The sequence below is a fragment of the Pseudomonas sp. RIT357 genome (genome assembly GCF_000632245.1).
Classification (GTDB): Bacteria; Pseudomonadota; Gammaproteobacteria; order Pseudomonadales; family Pseudomonadaceae; genus Aquipseudomonas; species Aquipseudomonas sivasensis.
This window is the reverse complement of record NZ_JFYX01000047.1, coordinates 19774-41393: the sequence shown is the minus strand read 5'-3', so window position 1 is coordinate 41393 and position 21620 is coordinate 19774. Positions and strand designations below refer to the sequence as shown.

The following is a 21620-nucleotide window of genomic DNA, read 5'->3' as shown; positions in this document are numbered from 1 at the left end:
AACCCCACCGCTGCCACTAAGGTTCCTGCCTTGAACGCACCGTTCACCTACAGAAAGCCGGGCACAGAGCAGCCATCACATGAGCAAATACAACCAGATCTATACGGATCTGCTTGCCAGCATCACCACTGAACGCCTGCAACGCGGTACGCGCCTTCCTTCCGAAACCGAATTGATGGACAGCTACCAGGCCAGCCGTGGCACCGTGCGTCGCGCCATCGAGCAGCTGCAGGAACGCGGCTTTGCGCAAAAAATCCATGGCAAAGGCACCTTCGTCCTGTCGCCCAACCCGATCGAATTTCAACTGGGTGGCATCGTCAGCTTCCACGAAACCCACGCCGACCTGGGCGATGACGTACACACCGAAGTGGTCGAGTTCACGCAGTTCCCGCTGGAAGGCTCATTGCAGCAACACATCGAAGCCGAACCCGGCAGCCTGATCACCCGCATCAAACGCGTGCGGCGTATCGGTGGTAAACGGGTGATTCTCGACATCAACCACTTTGTCGCCGACCTGATCCCTGGCCTGGACCAAGCAATTGCCGAGCAGTCGATCTACGCGTTTATCGAGCAGACCTTGCAGCTGCAGATCAGCTACGCCCAACGCACCATCGAAGCCCTGCCCCGCAGTAAAGACGACCAGACACACCTAGACCTCGACGGCCAAAGCCACGTGATCGTAGTGAGCAACCAGACGTTTTTGCAGGATGGGCGGCAGTTCGAGTACACCGAGTCGCGGCATACGTTGGATAAGTTTTACTTTTCGGATATTGCGCGGCGCTGAGCCGAGAACGGAAAGCACAGTGAATATTCCGAACGCGTGGCGTGAACAGTTCCCGCAGGCCCTGATTGAGCAACAGGCCATCGGTGAATCGCGGGCTGACGTGTTTCGCCTGAGCCAGGGCTGTGGTGCAGACCTGTTCCTGAAGGCCGAGCCCCAGGCAGCGTTCGGTGAGCTTGCGGATGAAGTCGAGCGCCTTCGGTGGCTCCAGCAGGTTAATTTGCCGGCGCCCATCGTGCTGGCTCAGCTGACAGAAAACCATCACCACTGGGTGCTGATGACCGCCCTTCCGGGACAGGACCTGGCCAGCGCCAACACGCTGTCTGCCACGCAAACCATCGACATACTGGCAACGGCCCTGCGTACCTTGCACCAGATACCCCTCGCGCAATGCCCCTTCGATCACCCTCTAAAGCAACGCATCGGGCTCGCGCGGGAGCGCGTTCGTGCCGGGCTGGTCGATGAGACAGACTTCGACGACGAACGACTCGGACGCAGCGCGGAAGATGTGCTGGCCGAACTCTTGTCGACTCAGCCAAACACCCATGATCTGGTAGTGGCCCATGGTGACGCCTGCCTGCCAAATTTCATGGCGCAAGGCGGCCGTTTCAGTGGGTTCATCGACTGCGGGCGCCTGGGTATCAGCGACCGATACCAAGACTTGGCGCTCGCGGCACGCAGCATCGGGCGTAACCTTGGGCCGGAATGGGTAAAGCCATTTTTCGAGCGTTACGGTATTGAGCCTGATGAGCAGCGCATGAGGTTTTACTGCTTGCTGGATGAATTCTTCTAACTCGCTTGAAGCCCTGCTGGGGTCGCAATCATTTGGAACGGTGATAGTTATAAAGGTCGCGAAGTTTGCACCCGCTTAGCCACACCGCCAGCAACACAGTCCTCAGCACCAGACACACAGCCCACAGCCACATCAGCAATTGCGCCAGCGCAAGAGCCTCTGGGAATTTCAGGGAGGTCAGAATTACGATGAGCATTACACCGTAGGCGGACTTTCGTAAGTTGAATATCAACAACAACCCTGCCGGCAAGACCCAGACTAGGTAAGCAAGGATGTCCATGGCAGTGAATATCAGCATCTTCTGGCCGAGTGAACTACCCACCCCCACGTATTTCACAATGAACGGCAGGTAAAGCGCGAAGTGAAGCGTTGTACTCAACACCAGGCCCACCAGCATTAGCAACGCGAAGCTTTTGAGCCAAATCCGTATTTTCATAAATGTTCCATCCTTGATTTGGCGGAGCAGAAAATGCCCTGCATCTACTGGCTTAGCCCCCCACTGGAAGACTGTGATACAGCGTTAGTATCGTTGATGAAGTAACTGTCTTAGCGATGCACAAAGCGGCCAGAACTTGCCAGCACCAAAAAACCAAAAGCCCGCAATTACGCGGGCTCCAGGGTATTTCTTGCTAGATCGTGCCGGACAATGCCGGGCGTCCCATCATTCCCACTCAATCGTCGCCGGCGGCTTGCTCGACACGTCATACGTCACGCGCGAGATGCCTTCGATCTCATTGATGATACGGCCGCTGACAGTCTCCAGCAGTTCGTACGGCAGGTGGGCCCAGCGGGCGGTCATGAAGTCGATGGTTTCTACGGCACGCAGGGCAACGACCCAGGCGTAACGACGGCCATCGCCGACAACGCCAACCGATTTCACCGGCTGGAACACTACGAACGCCTGACTGACCTTGTGGTACCAGTCGGCCTTGCGCAGTTCTTCGATGAAGATGTGGTCGGCACGACGCAGCAGGTCGGCGTATTCCTTCTTCACTTCACCAAGGATACGCACGCCCAGGCCCGGGCCTGGGAATGGGTGGCGGTAGACCATGTCGTACGGCAGGCCCAGTTCCAGGCCCAGACGGCGGACTTCGTCCTTGAACAATTCGCGCAGTGGTTCTACCAGCTTGAGGTTCATTTCCTCAGGCAGGCCACCCACGTTGTGGTGGGACTTGATCACGTGGGCCTTGCCGCTCTTGGCGCCGGCCGACTCGATCACGTCAGGGTAGATGGTGCCTTGGGCGAGGTACTTGATGTTGTCCAGTTTGTTGGACTGGGCATCGAATACGTCGATGAAGGTACGACCGATGATCTTGCGCTTCTTCTCCGGGTCGGACTCGCCGGCCAGGTTGTTGAGGAACTGGTCTTCAGCGTTGGCGCGGATCACCTTGACGCCCATGTTCTCGGCGAACATGGCCATCACTTGCTCACCTTCGTGCAGGCGCAGCAGGCCGTTGTCGACGAACACGCAGGTCAGTTGGTCGCCGATGGCTTTGTGCAGCAGCGCAGCAACCACAGAGGAGTCAACGCCGCCGGACAGGCCGAGCAGCACGTTGTCGGTACCAACCTGGGCACGCACGTTGGCGATGGCGTCTTCAGCGATTTTCGACGGGGTCCACAGGGCTTCACACTCGCAGATGTCGAGGATGAAGCGCGACAGGATGCGGCCGCCTTGCTTGGTGTGGGTCACTTCCGGGTGGAACTGCACGCCGTAGTAACGACGCTCGTCGCTGAACATGCCGGCGATCGGGCAGCTTGGGGTGCTGGCCAGGATGTGGAAGTCTTCCGGCATCTTGGTGACCTTGTCACCGTGGCTCATCCACACGTCGAGGCCGAACAGGCCATCGGCGTCAACGTGGTCTTCGATGCCGTCCAGCAGGCGGCTTTTGCCGACCACATCTACACGGGCATAACCGAATTCACGCAGCTCGGAACCTTCAACCTTGCCGCCCAGTTGCTCGGCCATGGTCTGCATGCCGTAGCAGATACCGAAGACCGGCACGCCCAGGTCGAATACGGCTTGAGGGCAGCGCGGGCTGTTGGCTTCGTGCACGGACTCGGGGCCACCGGCGAGGATGACGCCTTTCGGTGCGAATTCGCGAATCGCTTCGTCATCCATGTCGAACGGGTGCAGTTCGCAATACACGCCGATTTCACGCACGCGGCGGGCGATCAGTTGGGTGTACTGGGAACCGAAGTCGAGGATCAGGATGCGGTGGGCGTGAATGTCGAGGGCCATGAAGTCAGTCTCGTCTAATGAATCAGAAACAACTCGGGGCTGAAGAACAGCCCCGGTTACTTAACATTTTGCTGGAAGCCTCAACCTACGCGGTAGTTTGGCGCTTCCTTGGTGATCTGCACGTCGTGGACATGGGATTCAGCCATGCCGGCGCCGGTGATCCGTACGAACTCTGGCTTGGTGCGCATTTCTTCGATGTCGGCGCTGCCGGTGTAGCCCATCGAAGAACGCAGGCCGCCCATCAGTTGATGGATGATGGCGCTCAGGGTGCCTTTGTAAGGAACACGGCCTTCGATGCCTTCCGGAACGAGCTTCTCGGCGCCTGCCGAGGAGTCCTGGAAGTAACGGTCGGACGAGCCTTGAGCCTGGGACATGGCGCCCAGCGAACCCATGCCACGGTAAGCCTTGTACGAACGGCCCTGGAACAGTTCGATCTCACCCGGTGCTTCTTCGGTACCGGCGAACATCGAGCCCATCATCACGCAGGAGGCACCGGCTACGATGGCCTTGGACAGGTCACCGGAGAAACGGATGCCGCCGTCAGCGATCAACGGAACGCCGGTGCCTTCAAGGGCAGCGGCAACGTTGGCGATGGCGCTGATTTGCGGCACGCCCACACCAGCGACGATACGCGTGGTGCAGATCGAGCCAGGGCCGATACCGACCTTGACTGCGTCAGCGCCGGCTTCGGCCAGGGCCTTGGCCGCTGCGCCGGTGGCGATGTTGCCGCCGATGACCTGCACGTCAGGGAAGTTCTGTTTGACCCAACGTACGCGGTCGATCACGCCTTTGGAGTGACCGTGAGCGGTATCGACCACCACCACGTCCACACCCGCGGCTACCAGGGCTGCAACGCGGTCACCGGTGTCTTTGCCGGTACCGACGGCAGCACCCACGCGCAGACGACCTTGGTCATCCTTGCTGGCCAGCGGGTAAGCCTTGGCTTTTTCGATGTCGTTGACGGTCATCATGCCTTTGAGGGCGAATTTGTCGTCGACGATCAGCACGCGCTCGATGCGGTGCTTGTGCAGCAGTTCGCGCACGTCGTTCTTGTCGGCGCCTTCCTTGACAGTCACGAGGCGCTCTTTAGGCGTCATCACTTCGCGGACGGTGACTTCAAGACGGTTTTCGAAACGCACGTCACGGGAAGTGACGATGCCGACCAGGTCGCCATCGTGCAGCACAGGAACACCGGAGATGTTGTGCAGACGAGTGAGGTCGAACAGATCACGCACGGTGGCGTCGGCTTCGATGGTGATTGGATCTTTCACCACACCGGCTTCGTAACGCTTGACCTTGCGCACTTCGGCAGCTTGCTGCTCGATGGTCATGTTCTTGTGGATGATCCCGATACCGCCTTCCTGCGCCATGGCAATGGCCAGGCGGGCTTCGGTAACGGTGTCCATCGCAGCGGAAACCAGGGGAATATTCAGCTCGATGCCACGGGTTAGGCGGGTCTTGAGACTGACTTCGTTAGGAAGCACCTCGGAATAACCGGGCACTAGGAGAATGTCGTCGAATGTCAGAGCTTCTTGGCTGATACGCAGCATCGCGGGGGCTCCCGAGCGGGAAAATGGAAGCGCGCCATTATATACATGCACCCTGTCGGGCTCAATGTAAAACTCTGACAAACTTGGTAATACTGATAGATGGATTAAAGTTCGACCTTAACCCAACTGATCTTTTGGTCCAGCCAATCGGCGAATTCGTCGATGAAGCTTTGCTTGAACCCCGCCTCTGCCCAGTTATTGAAGATGAATCCCAGGTTGGAAAACCCGCATTCCTGCAGGAACAGAAACCCATTGATGTCATCTTCATGCCCACACAGCGGGCAGGTGAAGTTGTCGGTGTGGCCGGGCATCCAGTCTTCCAGGCTTTCAAACAGCGCCTCGCCGACCTCCTTGCGACATTCCGGGCAGCCGGCTTCTTCGAGAAAGCCCTTGGCCGGGGTGTAGATGCAGCGTTTGTAGATGATCTCCAGGCCATTGACCGGCTCGTTGAACGGCAGCGCTTCGGGGTGCCGGACCACGGCGCGGGCACCGTCGGCCAGGGCGTAGGCCATGCGGTTGCCGGTGCGCCCGCAAGTGGTGAGTTCTTCCTTGATGATGTTCTTGCGCACCAGCCAACGCACGATCGCCCGCGCGCGGGGCTCGTGGACGGGCAAGGTGGAGATTTTCGGGACAAGGATGCTTTGGGAGTTCATGAGAGTCCTGCGGTGTGGCTTCTGGCGTCATCGCGGGCAAGCCCGGCTCCCATATTGGAATGCGCTCAACTGTGGGAGCCGGGCTTGCCCGCGATGACGCCCGGGAGGCTGGCAGCTTAATCCCTGAAGAAATCCGGTCAAGTGCTCAGATACCGTCCAATCAAGGCAATGCCACTGGCCAGCACCAGCCACGTCACTAACCGCACAAACGCCTCACGCGACATACGCATCGTCAACCTACGCCCAAACCACAGCCCAAGGCCCATCGCTGGCAGTAGGCACAGCGCCAACAGCAACAATGGCAGATCCGCATACACCCCGGCGATCAGGAACAGGCTCAGGCGCACCACGGTACTGCAACTGATCAGCGCACTTTGAGTCGCCCGCGCCGCGTCCTTGGATAATCGGCTGTTCAGATAGATCGCATATAAAAAGCCGCCACTGCCGAACAGCGCGCCAAACAGGCCGCCGACGGTGCCCATGGGAATCGACCAGCCTTTGCCGAGCTGCGTGGGACGGGCTTTTACTGCCAAGGTGTAGACGGCATAGGCGCTGATAAACAGCCCCATCAACAGCAGCAACAAGTCCGAATGCAGATTGAGCAAAAACACCACGCCCAGTGTGCAACCAATGGCCATACACGGCAGCAGCCGCAGCAATTCCGACGTATTCACATCCCGCCGCGTTTGCAACAGGCCGCCAAAGGCCGCGACAAAATCCAGCAGCACCAGCAACGGAATGATCTTCGACAGCGGCATAAACAGAATCAGGATAGGCCCCGCCACCAGCGCCGTCCCGAAGCCGGCAATACCAAACACGATGTACGCCACGACGACACCCAGGCCGATCACCAGCCAATCCACACCGCTAAACGACCACTGGTTCATCAGCTCAAGCGGGCTCATGGAGTCTTCCTTGAAAGAGATAACCATCACTTTAGCCATCGGCGAGGGTTGCGACTAATATCTTCAAAGCCCTCCACCCATCTCGAAAAGGCATGACGCGTGATTTCCACTCGCCAACTGCGCTACTTCGTTGAAATCGCCGACAGCGGCAGCTTCAGCGCCGCCGCCGAACGTCTGTTTGTGGCGCAATCGGCTCTAAGCCGACAGATCAAGGAGCTGGAAAAACAGCTGCAAACGCCATTGTTCGAACGCACCGCGCGTCAGCCACGCCTGACCGCCGCCGGTGAAGCGTTCTACCCGAGGGCACGCAATTTGCTGAGCGAGCTACTCAAGGCCAGTGAAACCGCGACCCAGGTCGGTAACGGCCAGCTCGGCACCCTGCGGCTGAGCCATTCGAGCACCGTGCCGATGAGCGGCGTTTTGTTGCAATGCATCAACACGTGGTTGGAGCGTTGCCCCGGCGTATCAATGGACATCGTCAAACTGTCATCCGAGGCGCAACTGGAGGAAATCGCCGACGGTAGGCTGGATATCGGACTGCTACGGTTGCCGGTGTTGCGCCAGCGTGAAGGGGTACGTGTGGAGCCCTTATATAAAGAACAATTGCTGCTTGCTGTGCCGCCGAATCACCGTTTGGCACGTAGCAACGAGCCCGTCGACCTGGAACAGCTCAAAGATGAAGCGTTTATCTCGATCCCCCACCCACAGCGTGGCGGCCTGAGTTATCTGGCGGCCGAGCTCTGCATGCGCGCCGGATTTTTCCCTAAGGCTGCGCGGGTCATGTCACGAAAGACCACCCAGCTACAGTTGATCCAGGCCGGCTTTGGTATTGCCTTATTACCAAAATCCATGCAGGACATTGCTCCCGCCAATGTGCACTTTCTACCGCTGGCCGATCCGGATTGCCTGAGCACCGTGGCTCTGGCCTGCCCACCGACGCCGAGCCGGTTGGTTGAGCAGTTCTGTCAAACCTTGCACGAATGCCTATAAACTGCCGCCCATGATTAAAGACCCCTTTGCCCGCCTGGGCCTGGACCGTGAAGTCCTGACTGTCAGCCAACTCAACGGCCGTGCGCGGGTGTTGCTGGAAGACGTGTTCACCAATATCTGGGTCGAAGGCGAGATCTCGAACCTCGCCCGCCCAGCCTCCGGCCATGTGTATTTCACCCTCAAGGACAGCGGCGCCCAAGTACGTTGTGCGTTGTTTCGCAACAATGCCGCACGGGTGCGCCAGGCGCTGAAAGATGGCCTGGCGGTGAAGGTGCGCGGCAAGGTCTCGCTGTTCGAGGGCCGTGGCGACTACCAACTGATCCTCGACACCGTGGAGCCCGCCGGTGATGGTGCGCTGCGTTTGGCCTTCGATGCCTTGAAGGAAAAGCTCAGCGCCGAAGGCTTGTTCAGTGCCGAGCGTAAGGTCCCACTGCCGGCCCATCCTCGACGCATTGGCATTATCAGTTCGCCCACCGGCGCAGTGATCCGCGACATCATCAGCGTGTTCCGCCGCCGTGCGCCGAACATCGAGCTGACCTTGATCCCGACCGCCGTGCAAGGCCGCGAGGCGATCCCGCAGATTGTCCGCGCGCTGAAACTGGCCGATGCGCGAGGCTTTGACGCACTGATTCTGGCCCGTGGCGGCGGCTCCCTGGAAGACCTCTGGTGCTTCAACGAAGAAGCCGTAGCCCGCGCGGTGGACGCTTGCGTGACCCCCATTGTCAGCGCCGTCGGACATGAAACCGATGTGTCCATCAGCGACTTCGTGGCGGACGTACGCGCCCCTACCCCATCCGCCGCCGCCGAATTGCTGGCACCGGACGCCAGCCATCTGGTGCGTCAGGTGGAAAATCTGCATCGCCGCCTGGTCATGTTGATGCGCAACCGCCTGACCCACGACCGCCTGCGCCTGGAAGGCATGGCCCGTCGCCTGCGCCATCCCGGCGAACGTCTGCGCCAGCAGGCCCAGCGCCTGGATGATCTGGATATGCGCCTGCGCCGTGCGTTTGAACGCAGCCTCAATACCCGTCGCGAGCGCCTGATCCGCCTGGAAACCCGCCTCACCGGCCAGCACCCCGGCCGTCAACTGGCGCTATTGCGCCAGCGCCTGAACAGCCTCGCCGAACGCTTGCCCCGCGCCATGCGCGAAGGCCTGAAGGCCCGTCGCCTGCAACTGCAAAGCCAGGTGCAGACATTGCAGGTGGTCAGCCCGCTGGCGACCCTGGGCCGTGGTTACAGCATCCTGCTGGATGAGCGCGGCCATGCCATTCGCAACGCGGCGCAAACCCACACCGGCCAGCGTCTCACCGCGCGTCTCGGTGAAGGCCAATTGCAAGTGCGCGTGGAAGACAACCACCTGACACCCGTCACCCTTTCGTTATTGGATTGATTGATGCCTCGTCTCTTTAGTTTGTTGATGCTGCTGTGCCTTACCTTTAATGCCCACGCCGATAGCTATATCAGCCGTACCTTGAACAAACCGGTGCCGGGTGGTGTGGCCGTGGTCGACCTGGGCCCTTCGGCGGCAGCGCCGAAAGCGACCTATCAAGGCAAGCCGGTGCTGGTGGTCAAGGAACAGGACAATTGGCTGGCGATTGTCGGTATCCCGCTGAGCGTCAAGCCGGGTAACGAGCGCATCAGCAGCGGCGGGCGCAGCCTGCCGTTTATCGTCGGCTATAAGAAATACCCGGAACAGCGCATCACCCTGAAAAACAAAAGCCAGGTCAACCCCGACCCGGCTCAACTGAAGCGCATCGAAGGCGAACTGGCCGTACAGCTCAAGGCCTACCGCAGCTTCAGCCCCAACCTGCCGAGTAACCTGGTGCTGGATAAACCGGTAAACGGGCCCCTGTCGAGCAAGTTCGGCGTGCGCCGTTTCTTCAACGGCGAAGAGCGTAACCCGCATTCGGGCCTGGATTTCGCCGTGCCGGCCGGTACGCCGATCAAGACGCCGGCGAACGGCAAGGTGATTCTGGTCGGTAACTACTTCTTCAACGGCAACACCGTATTCGTCGACCACGGCCAGGGCTTTATCAGCATGTTCTGTCATATGTCGAAGATAGACGTGAAGGTCGGCCAGCAACTGGTGCGTGGGACAGTGGTGGGCAAGGTCGGCGCGACCGGCCGCGCCACCGGCCCACATATGCACTGGAACGTCAGCCTCAACGATGCGCGGGTGGACCCTGCGATCTTTATCGGCGCGTTCCAGCCCTGAATGACTCGATTGCGTGCGCCGCAAAGCGCGCGCAATTAAATTCAGAAACCACCGAATTTTCAGGCATAAAATCTCGCCTCCTACGTAAATAGCAGAACTTCTCTCAATTTTTCTCGACTGCTTGCCATCTTTCACCCCGGCGGTTAGGGTTGAGCTTATGAAAACCTCTCACACCCTCATTCAGCTCCGCCAGCACCGCAGCCTGTGCCTCGTCAGCGCACGACTGCCAGGCTGAATCGATCTGCCTCGTCTCTACGCTTTATCCCCAAAAACAGTTCCACGGCAGGCCGCCTTTTCTCGGCCCCTACAACAAAGGATTTCCCGATGAGCATGCTCAAAGACCCGTCTTCGAAGTACCGCGCGTTTCCGACCATCGATATCCCGGACCGCACTTGGCCATCGAAGACCATCACCACCGCGCCGATCTGGTGCAGCTCCGACCTGCGTGATGGCAACCAGTCGTTGATCGAGCCGATGGACGCAGTGAAAAAACTGCGCTTCTGGAAGACCCTGGTAGCCGTCGGCGTGAAGGAAATCGAGGCATCGTTCCCTGCCGCGTCGCAAACCGACTTCGACTTCGTGCGCACCCTGATCGAAGACAATCACATACCCGAGGACACCACCATCCAGGTGCTGACCCAGGGCCGTGAAGACTTGATCGCACGCACCTTCGAATCCCTGCGCGGCGCCAAGAAAGCCATCGTGCACTTGTACAACGCCACCTCGCCGTCGTTCCGCCGCATCGTGTTCAACCAGGACAAGGACGGCATCAAGGCCATCGCAGTCAATGCGGCCAAGCTGTTCGTCAAATACGCTGCCCAGCAGCCGGAAACCCAGTGGACCTTCGAGTATTCCCCAGAGACCTTCAGTGCCACTGAACTGGAGTTCGCCAAGGAAGTGTGTGACGCGGTGATCGAGGTGTGGAACCCGACGCCTGAGCACAAGATGATCCTCAACCTGCCAGCCACCGTGGAGTGCGCCACGCCTAACATCTATGCCGATCAGATCGAGTGGTTCGGCCGCCATATCAACCGCCGTGACAGCGTGATCATCAGCCTGCACACCCACAACGACCGTGGTACCGGCGTGGCCGCTACCGAGCTGGGCCTGATGGCCGGCGCCGACCGTGTCGAAGGCTGCCTGTTCGGCAACGGCGAGCGTACCGGTAACGTCGACCTCGTCACCGTGGCGTTGAACATGTACACCCAGGGCCTGGACCCGCAGCTGGACTTCTCCGACATCGACGGTGTGCGCAAAGTCGTCGAGGAGTGCAACCAGATCCAGGTACACCCCCGTCATCCGTACGTCGGCGATCTGGTGCACACCGCGTTCTCCGGTTCCCACCAGGACGCGATCCGCAAAGGCTTCTCCCAACAGAAAGATGATGCCCTGTGGGAAGTGCCGTACTTGCCGATCGACCCGGCTGACATCGGTCGCAGCTACGAGGCGGTGATCCGCGTTAATAGCCAGTCGGGCAAAGGCGGCATCGCCTACCTGCTGGAACAGGAATACGACATCAGCTTGCCACGCCGCATGCAGATCGAATTCAGCCAGGTAGTCCAGGCCGAAACCGACCGCGTGGGCCTGGAGATGACCGCACCACAGATCTACGCCTTGCTGCAGCGTGAATACCTGCAAGCCAACACTCCGTACGCGCTGGTCAGCCATCGCCTGCAGGAAGAGAACGGCAACAGTTTTGTCGAAGTGGAAGTCTCGGGCAAGGGCCAGGGCGAAACCAACCTGCATTGGAAAGGCAAAGGCAACGGCGCGCTGGAAGCCCTGGTGGCTGGTTTGCCGATTGGCGTGGAGATCATGGACTACAACGAACATGCGATCGGTGCGGGTACCAACGCCAAGGCAGCCGCCTATATCGAACTGCGTGTGAACGGTGAACGTCCAGTGCATGGCGTGGGCATTGATGAAAACATCACAACGGCGAGCTTCAAGGCGCTGTTCAGTGCGCTGAACCGATCGCTGAGCCAGCAGGAAGCCAAAGCGGCGTAACCTTCGCCGTCATACATAAGGCCCCTGGGTGAGAACCCAGGGGCCTTTTTATTGAGTTTCAGATTTAGGTTGCCTGTCAGGGACGCATCGGGGGCAAGCCCCCTCCCACATTTTGAATGTATTCACAAAGCAAAGTGTGGGAGGAGACTTGCCCCCCCCGATAGCGGTCTGTCAGACAAACTGAAAGCTATCGGCATCCAGATTAGCCGGAAACCGCGTGCGATACGCAGCCAGTTCAGCCGCGTCCAGGCACACCTGGAACACCCCGTCCGCCTCCCCTGCACTCAGCAGGCTCTCGCCCTGGAAATCCAGCACTTGGCTATCGCCAGTGTAGGCAAAGCCCTTGCCGTCGGTGCCTACTCGATTGACCGCCGCTACGTAGCACAGGTTCTCGATAGCCCGCGCCGGCAACAACCGGTTCCAATGCTGGCGCCGCGCGCCCGGCCAATTGGCGGTGTACAGCAGCAAGTCAGTGTCCTGGGGATCCCGACTCCACACCGGAAAGCGCAGGTCGTAGCAAATCAGCGGCCGAACACGCCAACCTTTCAACTCGAACTGCACCTGGCGCTCGCCGGGTGTGTAGTGATTGTGTTCACCGGCCATACGAAACAAATGACGCTTGTCGTAGTGCAACACCTCGCCATCCGGCCGCGCCCATAACAGGCGGTTGCGGTGGCTGCCATCAGCGGCCTGGATGATCACGCTACCGGTGATCACCGCGTTGTACTTCGCAGCCTGGGCCTGGAGCCAATGATGGGTCGGGCCGTTTTCCGGCTCGGCGAGGGTTTGCGAGTCCATGGAGAAACCGGTGGTGAACATCTCCGGGAGCACGATGAGGTCGGCGCCGCGGGCCTGCTCCAGCAGCCCGTCGAAATGTTCGAGGTTGGCCTGGCGGTCGTGCCAGGCCAGGGTGGTCTGGACCAGGGCGATATTCAGATTCGGCAGTGCACTCAGATCACGCATAGTTTTTCAGCTGCCTGCTGCAGCGTTTCCTCGCGTTTGGCAAAGCACAGGCGCACCAGGCGCTGGCCTTGGGGTGGGGTCTGGTAGAACACCGAGACCGGGATAGTCGCCACACCGTGTTCACGGGTCATCCACAGGGACATGGCGACGTCATCCAGGTCCGGGCGTATTTGTGAGTAATCCACCAATTGGAAGTAGGTTCCGGTCACCCGGGTAAAGCTGAAGCGCGACGGCGCCAGCAGGTCGCAGAACAGATCGCGTTTGGCCTGATAGAACGCAGGCAGTTCGTCGACGTGCTCCGGGTGTTCGGCCATGAAATCGGCCAAGGCGAACTGCAACGGGGTTACGCCACAGAAGTTGACGTATTGATGCACCTTGCGCAATTCAGCCGTCAGGGCCGGTGGCGCGACCACGTAGCCGGTTTTCCAGCCAGTGACGTGGTAGGTCTTGCCAAAGGAGCTGACCACGAACGCACGCAGGTACAGCTCTTTATGGGCCAGCACGCTCACGTGGGGCACGCCGTCGAATACCAGGTGTTCGTAGACCTCATCGCTGACCAGGTAGATATCGCGGTCGCGGATCAGTTCGGCCAACTGGTCCAGCTCGGCGCGGCTGATCAGCGCGCCAGTCGGGTTGTGCGGGGTGTTGAGGATGATCATGCGCGTGCGTGGCGACAGCGCGGCCTTGATCTTCTCAAAGTCCAATGCAAAGCCTTGCAGGCTCAGTTGCACATGGACACAGCGTCCCCCGGCCAGTTCGACCGAGGGCTCATAGCTGTCGTAGCAGGGATCGAACACGATGACTTCATCGCCACTGCGGATCACCGCCTGGATCGCGCAGAAGATCGCAGCCGTGGCACCGGGGGTGATGGTCACTTCACTGTCCGGGTTGACCGTGGCGCCATAGCTGCGAGCGATCTTGCCCGCCACCTGTTGACGCAGCGCCGGAAGGCCGGTCATCGGGGAGTATTGGTTATGCCCGCTGGCAACATGTTTGCCCACGGCATCGAGTAAAGCCTGGGGGCCGTTGAAGTCGGGAAACCCCTGGGAGAGGTTGAGCGCACCGGTTTCGGCAGCCAATTGCGACATAGTGGTGAAAATAGTGGTGCCGACATTCGGTAACTTGCTGTTGATCATTCGGTGAGTCCCTGCTGAACACCTGTCGCTGCAATGGCGCGGTAAGGGTCGAGGATAGCCCATGCGGTTGTCAGAAAAAAAGCCGGCACGCGCCATTGATAGCCATGACCAGTATCGGCCTTCTACCGCGTCCTCTGCGACGAACGGACTGTCTCAGTGTGCATAACAGGTATTTCTAACAGTTACCTCAACGAAGAAAAAAGCGCCTAACTAATCAGGCTTACCCCATCAGCGAGGCAACCCATGTCAACCACTCTCCTCCACAAAACCGGTGAACTGGATCCGTCGTTTGGTGAACGCGGAGTCTTGCCGCTCAACATCGAAGATGGAGCGATTTTCAGGGCATATGGATTGAACAGCATTGACGACAAGTTACTGGTTTCCGCCAGTGTTCTGAAGGATATGAACACTTACACCCAAGGCCACTTCGTCTATTTCAACCTGCAAGCAGATGGGCAGCCCAATCAAGGTTTCGGTAAAAATGGAATCGTGACCGGGCTCTTTGAACCATCGGATCAGCAATGGCCCTCAAATGGCCTGAAAGTGCTCACGGCGGATCACCAGTCCTACTTGCTGTGCGGAGCCCTGACGCACAACTCAAGCACTCCCGTACCCGCAGTAGCTAAAAGCCAACTAACCGGAGCACCCGTCCTTCAGTTCGGTAAAAACGGCCTATCGGTACTGAATCTGCCAATCACCTACGAACAAGGCCCCAACCAAGCGCCAGGCGTGGACGCGGCCCTTCAAAGTACCGGGAAGATAATCACCCTGCACTTGTACACAGGCGAACCCGGACACTGGGGAGCTCTGATAGCCCGTATAAATGCCGACGGCCAAACCGACCTCGCCTTCAATAGTGGCCGTGGCTATATCGACACCCTTAAGGCGGGCGAGAACACGGCTTTAGCAGGCCTCGCCATTCAAGCGGACGACAAGATTCTCGCTTACGGCCACAGCGTCCATGTCAGGGGTATCAAGACGGGAATCGTCCACCGTTACACCTCGGAAGGTGCGGTAGATACAACCTTCGCGATCAGCGGCGAGTACCGAACCCAGGATCATCAATACCTTGATCTCGTTGCCACCCATGAAAAGATCCTTGCGTGCGGCTCTGCTGCGCAAGGAGCACTGCTTATCTCACTAGACCCCGACGGCGTGCCGGATCCCGGCTTCAACAATGGCCTACCGGTAATCACGGCAAACGTGACCCGTTGGCACAAGTTGCTGGTGGACGCTGGCAAAATCGTAGCGGTCGGCACCCTTGAAGAGGTATTGAACAAAACGGCCGTGATGGCGCGCTTCAATAGCAATGGCGAGATCGATACAAGCTTCGGGCCTAACGGCACCGGCATCGTTGAGCTGGACTTCAACCAGCAGTTCAGCGAGCCCATTGGGCTGGTCATGGACCAACAAAAACGATTGCTCGTATTGATGTCCTTATCAGGCCTCACGCTTGAACCAACCTTCCTGCTGGCGTGTTATTTTTCCGAATCGCAGGCGTAAAAAAGGCGCCACCGGCGCCTTTTTAAAGCTTGAATCAGCGCTTGTCGCGGCGCTTCTTGTCGGCCTTCTTGTGGTGAGTCATCAAACGACGCTTCTTGTTCACCTGACGGTCAGTCAGTGTGTTCTTGTTGCCTTCGTATGGGTTCTCGCCCCCCTTAAACTCGATACGGATCGGCGTACCGACCAGTTTCAAGACACGGCGGTAGGTGTTTTCCAAGTAACGCACGTAGGACTTAGGCACCTTCTCGATCTGGTTACCGTGGATCACGATAATCGGCGGGTTGGCACCACCCAAGTGGGCGTAACGCAGTTTGATCCGGCGGTTGTTGACCATCGGCGGTGCATGCTCGCCCACCGCATCTTCCAGGATCTGGGTGAGACGATTGGTCGGCCAGCGGGTGACTGCGGACTTGAAAGAATTCTGTACGGAAGCGTACAGGTTACCCACGCCAGTACCGTGCAATGCCGAGATAAAGTGAATATCGGCGAACTCGACGAAGAACAGGCGGCGCTGCAGCTCGATCTTGACGAAATCGCGCTCGCTCGGCGTCATGCCGTCCCACTTGTTGATCGCGATGACCAATGCCCGGCCCGCTTCCAGGGCAAAGCCCAGCAAGTTGAGGTCGTGGTCCACCACGCCTTCGCGGGCGTCCATCACGAAGATCACCACGTTGGCGTCTTTGATCGCTTGCAGGGTTTTCACCACGGAAAACTTTTCAACTTCCTCGTGGATCTTGCCGCGCTTGCGCACACCGGCTGTGTCGATCAGCGTGTACTTCTCGTCGTTGCGCTCGAACGGGATGTAGATACTGTCGCGGGTGGTGCCAGGCTGGTCGTACACGATTACCCGGTCTTCACCGAGCATACGATTGACCAGGGTCGACTTGCCGACGTTAGGACGGCCGATGATGGCGATCTTGATACCGTCTTTTTCACTAGGGCCAGGAATGCGCTTGGCTTCCTCACCTTCGGCAACGATCTCTTCTTCGCCTTCTTCTTCCTCAGCATCATCCTTCGGGAAGTCGCGCAGAGCGATTTCCAGCATCTGCGTGATGCCGCGGCCGTGGGCACCGGCAACCGGGATCGCGTCGCCCAGGCCCATCGGGCTGAATTCAGCACGGGCCGCCTCAGGATCGATGTTATCGATCTTGTTCGCGACCAAATAGGAACGCTTGTTACGCTTGCGCAGGTGCTCGCCGATCATCTGGTCGGCAGCGGTGTAGCCAGCGCGGGCGTCCACCAGGAACAACACGACATCGGCTTCTTCAATGGCCAGCAGCGACTGCTCGGCCATTTTTTCGTCCATGCCATGCTCATCACCGGAGATACCACCGGTGTCGACAATAATGTAGGAGCGCCCTTGCCACTTTGCCTCACCGTATTGGCGATCACGGGTCAGACCGGACAAGTCGCCGACAATAGCGTCGCGAGTCCTGGTCAGGCGGTTGAACAAGGTGGACTTGCCGACGTTAGGTCGGCCCACCAGGGCGATTACGGGAACCATGCGGCTCTCCACTTCGTTATTTCAGAAAATACAAAAGCCGCTGCAGGGCAGCGGCTGGTGCTCGGGGCAGCATCGTCAGATGCCGCATGCCCCGCCGAAACGGGGCCGCCTGGGTGTTACCCCAAGCATAGTTCTTACTTGATGGTCAGGGCTTCCAGCTTGCCGCTGTTGCCATACACATAAAGCATGTTACCCACCACCAGCGGACGCGCGCGCAGGCCGTCGCTGTCGATACGCTCACGACCTACGAAGCGACCATCCACCTGGCTCAGCAGATGCAAGTAGCCTTCGAAATCGCCGACCGCTACGTAGCTGGAGAACACTTCCGGTGCCGACAGTTGACGGCGAGCCAGGGAGTCGTTGCTCCACAACGCGGTGGTGGAACGCTCGTCGACACTTTCAACAGTGCCGGATGCCAGGCTGACGTAGACGCTGCCAAACCCTTGGGAGACACCGGCGTAGCTGGAAGCATCACGCTGCCAGTTAACGCGGCCGCTCTGCAGGTCCAGCGCCGCAACACGGCCCTGATAGGTGGCGACGTAGAGGGTTTCACCCGACAGCAGCAAGCCACCGTCGATGTCCACTACACGATCCAGCTCGGAACGACCTTGCGGGATTGCCACACGGGTTTCCCAGGCCGGCACGCCGTTCTGGGTGTCCAGGGCGACCACTTTACCGGTCGACAGGCCTGCAACGGCCAGATTGTTGGTTACAACCGGACCACTGGTACCACGCAGGGTCAACACCGCAGGAGTACTGTCGTACAACCAGCGCTGGTTGCCGGTAGCGGCATCCAGACCGATTACACGGTCATCCTGGGTCTGCACCACAACGATGTCGCCGTTGGTGGCAGGAGGTGCGAGGACTTCACTGGTCACGCGAGCGCGCCATTTCTCTTCACCGGTGCTGGAATCGAGGGCAACCACTTCGCCTTTCAGCGTGCCGACCATCACCAGGCCATAACCAACGCCTACGGCGCCGGACACAGGCAATTCGAGGTCAGTCTTCCATTTCACATCGCCGTTCATGCGATCCATGGAGATCACTACGCCGGTCACGTCAGCAGCCACAATGTTGTCACCGTCGATTGCCGGAACCAACATGTTGTAGGTCTCGCCCTGGCCGTCACCGATGGAGCGGCTCCATTGCTTTTGCAGGACTACTTCTTCCTTGAAGCTGGTCAGCTCGGCCGGAGGCAGTTCTTTTTTACTGTTGCTGCTGCAACCCGCGGCCAGAACGGCCAGAGCCAGCAATGCTGCATGTTTCCAACGGATCACGTCACGCATCCCCTTTGGCCAAGTCGTCGAGCTTGATTTGTAAGCCACCGACCGCCGCTTCATCAGACAGCGCCGCCTTGGCTTTCTTGTACGCAGCATTGGCTTCATCGGTACGACCCAATTGGACCAACAGGTCGCCCTTGAGCTCTTCGCGAGTGGCAACAAATGCCTTGTCCGCATCACCGTCGAGCAGTTTGAGTGCTTCGTCAGCTTTGTTCTGTGCCGCCAATACCTGGGCCAGGCGCTGACGTGCGATTTCACCCAGGGTCGGGTTGGTCGGCTTGTCGGCGATAGCCTTCAGTTCTGCAGCGGCGTCATCCAGCTTGCCGGTATCGACCGCGACCTTCGCGACGAACAGGCTGCCGTATTGGGCGTAGGTGCTACCGCCGAATTCGTTCTTCAGCTTGCCGGCCAGGTCCGCCACTTGCGCAGGGTCGGGCTTGCCGTCCGGCGTCAGGGTGGTTTCCAGCAATTGCTGATAGAGGATAGAGGCGCCCTGGGACTGGTTGGCCTGATATTTTGTCCAGGCTTGCCAGCCGAACACCACCACTAAAGCCAGCAGACCGCCAGTAACCAGGGGCTTGCCGTTACGCTGCCACCAGTCCTTGAACTCGGCCAACTGCTCATCATCAGTACTCGACACCCCAATACTCCTTAATCGCTAAATTCGGCTGTTCGACAGCTTCAACCCTGCACGACGCAGGTGGCCAAGTGCGCAGCGAGCGCATCAAAGGCAATGTTCTGTTGCTCGCCCTGGCCACGCAGGGGTTTGAAACCTATCACTTGCTGGGCCAACTCGTCATCGCCGAGGATCAGTGCATACAGTGCACCGCTCTTGTCGGCCTTCTTGAACTGACTCTTGAAGCTGCCCGCGCCGGCATTGATCTGAAGGCGCAGGTTCGGCAACTGGTCGCGCACGCTCTCGCTCAAGGCCAGGGCCGCCAGTTCGGCTGCCTCACCAAAGGCGCACAGGTACACATCCACCTGGCGGGAGATTTCTGCGGGGATTTGTTCCAGAGTTTCCAACAGCAGGATCAGCCGTTCGATGCCCATGGCAAAACCCACGCCGGTGGTCGGCTTGCCGCCCATCTGCTCGACCAAGCCGTCGTAACGGCCACCCGCGCACACAGTGCCTTGGGCGCCTAGTTTGTCAGTGACCCATTCGAACACGGTTTTGCTGTAGTAATCGAGACCACGCACCAACTTAGGGTTGATTACGTAGGGAATGCCGGCCGCATCCAGGCGAGCCTTGAGGCCCTCGAAGTGCACGCGGGATTCGTCATCCAGGTAGTCGGCCATTTTCGGCGCATCGACCAGTACGGCTTGCGTGTCGGCGTTCTTGGTGTCCAGCACGCGCAACGGGTTGGTTTTCAGACGGCGCTGGCTGTCTTCGTCCAACTTGTCCAGATGCGCAGACAGGTACTCGACCAGTGCGACGCGGTAGCGGCCACGGGATTCGCTGGTGCCCAGACTGTTGAGTTCAAGCTTGACCGCATCACGAATGCCAAGCATGCCCCACAAGCGCCACGTCATCACGATCAGCTCGGCATCGATGTCCGGACCGTCGAGGTTGAATACTTCCAGGCCGATCTGGTGGAACTGACGATAGCGGCCTTTTTGCGGACGCTCGTGGCGAAACATCGGACCGATGTACCATAGTTTTTGCGGCTGGCCGCCACCGGTGAGGCCGTGCTCAAGCACAGCGCGCACGCACGCGGCAGTGCCTTCCGGACGCAGAGTCAGGGAGTCGCCGTTACGGTCTTCAAAGGTGTACATCTCTTTTTCGACGATATCGGTCACTTCACCGATGGAGCGCTTGAACAGCTCGGTGAACTCGACGATCGGCATGCGGATCTGCTTGTAACCGTAGTTATCCAGCAGACGCGCGACAGTATTCTCGAAGTAGCGCCACAGGGGCGTCTGCTCCGGCAGGATGTCGTTCATGCCACGAATGGCTTGCAGAGACTTGCTCACATCAAATCCTTAAATTCGTTCAATCAGCCGCGAGCGATCAGCGCTGCGTCAGCGGCGACCTTTTCGGCCGCTTTCTCGCGGATCAGCTTTTCCAGCTCATCCACAAGATTGTCATTCGTTAACTTCTGCGACGGCTTGCCGTCGATGTAAATCAGGTTGGGTGTACCGCCGGTCAAGCCCACATGCGCTTCCTTGGCTTCACCCGGCCCGTTGACCACGCAACCGATCACCGCAACATCCAGCGGTACCAGCAGGTCTTCAAGGCGCAACTCCAAATCGTTCATGGTTTTCACCACGTCGAAGTTCTGCCGCGAGCAGCTCGGGCAGGCAATGAAGTTGATGCCACGGGAACGTAAACGCAGGGATTTGAGAATGTCGTAACCGACTTTCACTTCCTCTACAGGGTCTGCCGCCAACGAGATGCGGATAGTATCGCCAATCCCTTCGGCGAGCAGCATACCGAGACCTACCGCAGATTTCACTGTGCCTGAGCGCAAACCGCCAGCCTCGGTGATACCCAAGTGCAATGGCTGCACGATTTCCTTCGCAAGCAGCCGGTAAGCTTCAACCGCCATGAACACGTCGGAGGCTTTTACGCTGACTTTGAAGTCTTGGAAATTCAGGCGTTCAAGGTGCTCAACGTGGCGCAATGCCGACTCAACCAGCGCCGCCGGAGTGGGCTCGCCGTATTTCTTTTGCAGGTCTTTTTCCAGAGAACCTGCGTTGACGCCGATGCGGATCGGGATCCCACGATCACGGGCAGCATCCACCACCGCGCGCACACGGTCTTCACGACCGATGTTGCCTGGGTTGATACGCAGGCAATCGACACCCAGTTCAGCCACGCGCAACGCGATCTTGTAGTCGAAGTGAATGTCTGCAACCAACGGCACCTTGACCAACTGTTTGATGCGGCCGAAGGCTTCCGCAGCGTCCATGTCCGGCACGGAAACCCGCACTATGTCCACGCCAGCGGCTTCCAAACGGTTGATCTGGGCCACAGTGGCGGCTACATCATTGGTGTCGCTGTTGGTCATACTTTGTACTGCGATGGGGGCGTCGCCGCCCACCGGCACCGAGCCGACCCAGATCTTGCGCGATACGCGACGTTTGATTGGAGATTCGCCGTGCAT

The 21620-nt window shown here is 59.0% G+C and carries 19 protein-coding genes; 7 read left to right on the top strand and 12 right to left on the bottom strand.

The genetic code is table 11. The annotated features are described in order from the left end of the window. Positions 1–79 precede the first annotated feature (79 nt). On the top strand, positions 80–784 hold the full coding sequence (treR, locus tag BW43_RS04030) for a trehalose operon repressor (protein WP_032890738.1): 705 nt from the start codon (positions 80–82) through the stop codon (positions 782–784). Positions 785–803: 19 nt separating this feature from the next. After that, entirely contained in the window at positions 804–1574 is a 771-nt protein-coding gene (locus BW43_RS04035; protein WP_032890736.1) for an APH(3')-II family aminoglycoside O-phosphotransferase, read from the top strand. Positions 1575–1602: 28 nt separating this feature from the next. On the opposite strand, the gene BW43_RS04040 is transcribed toward BW43_RS04035, so the two are convergent. The 5 genes from BW43_RS04040 to BW43_RS04060 form a co-directional block, all read right to left on the bottom strand. Continuing rightward, positions 1603–2010 (bottom strand): hypothetical protein, encoded by a 408-nt coding sequence (locus BW43_RS04040; RefSeq protein WP_032890734.1) that lies wholly within the window; start codon positions 2008–2010, stop codon positions 1603–1605. Between the two features lie 225 nt (positions 2011–2235). Next, positions 2236–3813: a glutamine-hydrolyzing GMP synthase gene (guaA, locus tag BW43_RS04045; protein WP_032890732.1), complete on the bottom strand. Its 1578-nt coding sequence runs from the start codon at positions 3811–3813 to the stop codon at positions 2236–2238. A gap of 80 nt (positions 3814–3893) precedes the next feature. Then, entirely contained in the window at positions 3894–5363 is a 1470-nt protein-coding gene (gene guaB / locus BW43_RS04050; RefSeq protein WP_003209646.1) for an IMP dehydrogenase, read from the bottom strand. Between the two features lie 104 nt (positions 5364–5467). Then, positions 5468–6016, bottom strand: a complete 549-nt coding sequence (locus BW43_RS04055; RefSeq protein WP_032890730.1) for a hypothetical protein — start codon at positions 6014–6016, stop codon at positions 5468–5470. Between the two features lie 137 nt (positions 6017–6153). Then, a complete protein-coding gene (locus tag BW43_RS04060) occupies positions 6154–6921 on the bottom strand; it encodes a sulfite exporter TauE/SafE family protein (protein WP_032890728.1) in 768 nt (255 codons plus the stop codon). A gap of 99 nt (positions 6922–7020) precedes the next feature. On the opposite strand from BW43_RS04060, the gene BW43_RS04065 reads away from it, so the two are divergent. The 4 genes from BW43_RS04065 (at position 7021) to leuA (ending at position 12130) form a co-directional block, all read left to right on the top strand. Next, a complete protein-coding gene (locus tag BW43_RS04065; protein ID WP_032890726.1) occupies positions 7021–7911 on the top strand; it encodes a LysR family transcriptional regulator in 891 nt (296 codons plus the stop codon). Between the two features lie 10 nt (positions 7912–7921). Then, complete coding sequence (gene xseA, locus BW43_RS04070) at positions 7922–9301, top strand: exodeoxyribonuclease VII large subunit (RefSeq protein WP_032890724.1); 1380 nt, start codon at positions 7922–7924, stop codon at positions 9299–9301. Positions 9302–9304: 3 nt separating this feature from the next. Then, complete coding sequence (locus BW43_RS04075) at positions 9305–10126, top strand: M23 family metallopeptidase (protein WP_032890722.1); 822 nt, start codon at positions 9305–9307, stop codon at positions 10124–10126. 324 nt (positions 10127–10450) lie between these two features. After that, positions 10451–12130 (top strand): 2-isopropylmalate synthase, encoded by a 1680-nt coding sequence (gene leuA, locus BW43_RS04080; protein ID WP_017530007.1) that lies wholly within the window; start codon positions 10451–10453, stop codon positions 12128–12130. Positions 12131–12301: 171 nt separating this feature from the next. Here leuA and BW43_RS04085 read toward each other — a convergent pair whose 3' ends face one another. Next, positions 12302–13093, bottom strand: coding sequence for an amidohydrolase (locus tag BW43_RS04085; RefSeq protein WP_032891081.1), 792 nt, complete (start codon positions 13091–13093; stop codon positions 12302–12304). Beyond that, the gene (locus BW43_RS04090; protein WP_032890720.1) at positions 13081–14229 is read right to left on the bottom strand and encodes a pyridoxal phosphate-dependent aminotransferase; all 1149 of its coding nucleotides are present in this window, start codon (positions 14227–14229) and stop codon (positions 13081–13083) included. The genes BW43_RS04085 and BW43_RS04090 overlap by 13 nt, the downstream gene beginning before the upstream one ends. A gap of 243 nt (positions 14230–14472) precedes the next feature. Here BW43_RS04090 and BW43_RS04095 point away from each other — a divergent pair, with 243 nt between their 5' ends. Next, positions 14473–15732, top strand: a complete 1260-nt coding sequence (locus tag BW43_RS04095; RefSeq protein ID WP_032890718.1) for a hypothetical protein — start codon at positions 14473–14475, stop codon at positions 15730–15732. A gap of 34 nt (positions 15733–15766) precedes the next feature. On the opposite strand, the gene der is transcribed toward BW43_RS04095, so the two are convergent. From der to ispG, 5 genes are all read right to left on the bottom strand, one after another. Next, positions 15767–17236: a ribosome biogenesis GTPase Der gene (gene der / locus BW43_RS04100; protein WP_032890716.1), complete on the bottom strand. Its 1470-nt coding sequence runs from the start codon at positions 17234–17236 to the stop codon at positions 15767–15769. A gap of 134 nt (positions 17237–17370) precedes the next feature. Beyond that, positions 17371–18522 (bottom strand): outer membrane protein assembly factor BamB, encoded by a 1152-nt coding sequence (bamB, locus tag BW43_RS04105; RefSeq protein WP_032890714.1) that lies wholly within the window; start codon positions 18520–18522, stop codon positions 17371–17373. Further along, positions 18515–19156: a YfgM family protein gene (locus BW43_RS04110; protein ID WP_032890712.1), complete on the bottom strand. Its 642-nt coding sequence runs from the start codon at positions 19154–19156 to the stop codon at positions 18515–18517. The genes bamB and BW43_RS04110 overlap by 8 nt, the downstream gene beginning before the upstream one ends. 41 nt (positions 19157–19197) lie before the next feature. After that, positions 19198–20487, bottom strand: a complete 1290-nt coding sequence (hisS, locus tag BW43_RS04115) for a histidine--tRNA ligase (RefSeq protein ID WP_032890710.1) — start codon at positions 20485–20487, stop codon at positions 19198–19200. Positions 20488–20510: 23 nt separating this feature from the next. Continuing rightward, on the bottom strand, positions 20511–21620 hold the full coding sequence (ispG, locus tag BW43_RS04120) for a flavodoxin-dependent (E)-4-hydroxy-3-methylbut-2-enyl-diphosphate synthase (protein WP_003175952.1): 1110 nt from the start codon (positions 21618–21620) through the stop codon (positions 20511–20513).